The 2964-nt window shown below is 63.4% G+C and carries 4 protein-coding genes; 1 reads left to right on the plus strand and 3 read right to left on the minus strand.

Annotated features, from left to right (window positions below; all coding sequences use genetic code 11):
* Window positions 1–161 precede the first annotated feature (161 nt).
* Window positions 162–335, minus strand: coding sequence for a hypothetical protein (locus tag ACK4IU_RS18565; RefSeq protein WP_409738337.1), 174 nt, complete (start codon window positions 333–335; stop codon window positions 162–164).
* A complete protein-coding gene (locus tag ACK4IU_RS18570) occupies window positions 332–1768 on the minus strand; it encodes a hypothetical protein (protein ID WP_409738340.1) in 1437 nt (478 codons plus the stop codon). Before ACK4IU_RS18570 ends, ACK4IU_RS18565 begins: the two co-directional genes overlap by 4 nt.
* A 299-nt stretch (window positions 1769–2067) precedes the next feature.
* Here ACK4IU_RS18570 and ACK4IU_RS18575 point away from each other — a divergent pair, with 299 nt between their 5' ends.
* The gene (locus ACK4IU_RS18575) at window positions 2068–2667 is read left to right on the plus strand and encodes a hypothetical protein (protein ID WP_409738343.1); all 600 of its coding nucleotides are present in this window, start codon (window positions 2068–2070) and stop codon (window positions 2665–2667) included.
* Between the two features lie 22 nt (window positions 2668–2689).
* Here the strand turns inward: ACK4IU_RS18575 and ACK4IU_RS18580 are convergent.
* Window positions 2690–2964: tyrosine-type recombinase/integrase (locus tag ACK4IU_RS18580; RefSeq protein WP_409738346.1), on the minus strand; the 275-nt coding region annotated here is incomplete at its 5' end.

The raw sequence follows: 2964 nt of genomic DNA on the forward strand, positions 1-2964 counted from the left end.
GTTGACAAGAATTTGGAACGCCGAAGGCCGAGCGTTACGCCCGGCTTTGAAGTCTTTGATAGTATTAGCATTTTTGGTTGCGGGGGCAGGATTTGAACCTGCGGCCTTCAGGTTATGAGCCCATGGAAGGGCAAAACCGAATAGTCAACGAAACCAGCGGTTTAAGGTGCAAGCCTTTGTTCTGGCGTGATTTTCGCCCTCGCAAACATCAGCGTTCGCACGGGTTCACACGCATAACCGGCGCGAAGCCCGCAGTCGCAGGTTGATGTGGTGTTGATGTAGCCCACGCGCCCGGCCCGCAGATCATAATCGCAGGTCGTCTTGTCGGCCTTCATTTCCGATGCTCCTGCAGCCCAAGCTCGACCCACATCCAGCCGAAATCGTATTCGGCAATCGGCCCCACTCCATGCCCGGCGCTGCGGTTCTCCAGCATCTTCAGCCAGTCGATGACCTTCTCACGCCCCGCAGCCGTCCGGACAGCGTGGCGAGGTGACTTGCCGCCCAGTGCCGGGATCGGTGCGTCCAGCGTTTCGCGGTAATGCTTGTCGAGGTGATCCCGCATGAGCTGTCGCGCGATCTCGGGCGGGATTTCATCGGCCGCCTCGCTTGGCTTGTCACGACGTTGATCGGCCCGCATCTGCTCGACCGTCCGGATCGTGGTCAAGGGTGCCCTCAGCAGATCCCCGGCGGCCGCGCCGATCAAGGTCTGGACCTTGGCCGCGCGCTCGGCCGAGTTGACAGTCACGAGCAGCGTCTTGCCCGTCAGTTCCAGCGAACCCAGAACGGTTGCGCCTTCCATCTGCGTGTCGAGCATGATGCCGCCGCCCGCCTTGCCACCACGCCCCTTGCGCGTGGCCAGCCAGTTCCAGAACTTCGGTCCCTCGGACAGGAAGCCCTTTACGCGGTCCAGCCGCTCCGCCACCGCTTTCTGCGTGACGCCTGTGGCAAACGGATACCGCAGATCGTGAAACAGCACGTCGTCGCCGTCCGAGTTGGTGAACTGCGGCTGGTCGGGAGTGAGAGCGCGGTCGATCTCGATGAACAGCCAGGCGGTGGTGAAGATGGGCGCGCAACCCAGAAGTTGGTCGTGGGTAAGCCGCAGCGCATCCCGCTTCTTCAGCTTCAGGGCATCGCGAAGCCCGGCGAAAAGAAAATCCACCGCCTCGGCCCGGAAGGGCAGCAGCGCTCCGGAGATGACATGGTGATCGCGCTCGGGCACCACCCGCACAGCGATCCGGTCCCATTGTTTCAGCGTGCGCGTGGCGGATTTCTCTTTCACCGTGACAGGTGCGGCATCCGACAGCAGGTCGCGCAGCACCATCGACGTGCCGGGCTGGACATCGCTGACTTCGTACAGACTGACCGGCGCATCCCTGAGCGCGGCGAAATAGGCCCGGTTCAAGCCCGTTTCCTTCCAGCCGCGCCGTTTCAGATAGAGATCGACGATGTTGCCGTCCTCATAGCGCTGCCCAAGGAAATCCTCGAACCCGCAGCCCCAGAGGACGCCTGACCATTGCTCGCCCAGCAGGTCGGCCAAGCCGTCCTGATCGATCTCGAATTCCTCCAGCACGGGCATAAGGTGTTCGGCGACCACATGCTGCAGCCGCTCCCGCCAGTCGCCTTCCCTGCCGATAAAGGCCAGAAGACCGGAAATGTCGTTGCGTTCGGCCATCTTCCCCCGCTGCGCAGTTCCTGCTCTGCGTATCAAGGAAGTGGTTCGGCGATCCAGACCTTCTTTCCTGCCGGAAGCCATGCCACCGGTCGCCATGGCCGAAGCTGAGCAATTGTCCGTGCGCAGCTGGCTGCGGTTTCCCAGGAGTTACCCACAGCCAGATGATCTTGCCCCCTTGCTCCGAATCGAAGCCCGCGGCAGATTACCCGCTTGAGGAGAGCAGCCCTCAACCATAAGAATAACAGGTCTATCAGAACGGCATTCTGGCAGGGTCGAGGCGCTTTGGCGCCCCAATGACGTTGTCACCGATCATGTTTTCCCCCGCACCGTCGTGCTGCGGGCTGCAGGTGGTTTGAGCAAAGCCGATCCTCTGTCTGAAGGAGGATGTACCGTTCATGGGCTTGCCGCCGCGCGTCTATTTCACCGTTCACGAAGTCACCGCCCGCTGGGGCTGCAATATCGCCGATGTCGCCGGGTGGGCCGATTCAGGCCGGTTCCGGATCCTGACGGGCATCCCGGCCGTCCGCTGCGGCGACGATGTCGTCGCGGGAAAGGTGGTGCTGTCACCGATGGACCTTCTGCCGCTCTTCCGCCGCTGCGGCACCGGCCCCAGCGAAGGAATGATGCGCCGTATCCAGCCGATCGGGCGACAGGACTGGCTGCTCATCACGGATCCTGCTTGCGGCCTACCCGTCGCCGTTGCCGACATGCTGGTTCTGGCCGAAGAGGTTCATGCCTTCGAGGAAGAGAACGAGATGGTGCGCCGCGTGACGAGCGGGCCGGGTGCTGCCACACCCTACGACTGGGAGGGCATGACGGTCGCCCTGATCCATCGCATCCATGAGCGGGGCCTCCCCGCCACGCAGGCCGAGCTGGTCGCCGAGATGCAGGACTGGTTCGCGGATCAGACGGACGGCCGGAAGATCCCCGACAGCCGCAGCATCCGGCGCAGGGTGACCCCGGTCTGGAAGAAGCTGCGGGGAGATGGGGCGTAAAGTTGCGGCGCGACTATCTGGGTCACGCGGACTGGCGTCCCCCCTGCTCGTCGGCGTCATGGACCAGCCGGGGCTTCGGCCGGAAGGCGCTGGCCACGGCGTCCACACCGGCGCGCAGAGGCGAGTCCATCAGGTGGGCGTAACGCAGGGTCGTCTGCATCTGGCTGTGACCCAGAAGCTTGCCGATCATTTCCAGCGAGGCGCCGCCGCTGACCAGCAAGGACGCAAAGGTGTGGCGCAGGTCGTGGATCCGGACGTCCTGCAGCCCGCACTGCTTCTGGACCTGCGCCCAAAAGC

The organism is Tabrizicola flagellatus, assembly GCF_046295235.1.
Taxonomy (GTDB): Bacteria; Pseudomonadota; Alphaproteobacteria; order Rhodobacterales; family Rhodobacteraceae; genus Tabrizicola; species Tabrizicola flagellata_A.

What these genes read in the sequence shown, in the direction of transcription:
- ACK4IU_RS18575 (WP_409738343.1), top strand. Translation starts at nt 2,068, where the DNA reads ATGGGCTTGCCGCCGCGCGTCTATTTCACCGTTCACGAAGTCACCGCC.
- ACK4IU_RS18565 (WP_409738337.1), bottom strand. Translation starts at nt 335, where the DNA reads ATGAAGGCCGACAAGACGACCTGCGATTATGATCTGCGGGCCGGGCGC.
- ACK4IU_RS18570 (WP_409738340.1), bottom strand. Translation starts at nt 1,768, where the DNA reads ATGGCGACCGGTGGCATGGCTTCCGGCAGGAAAGAAGGTCTGGATCGC.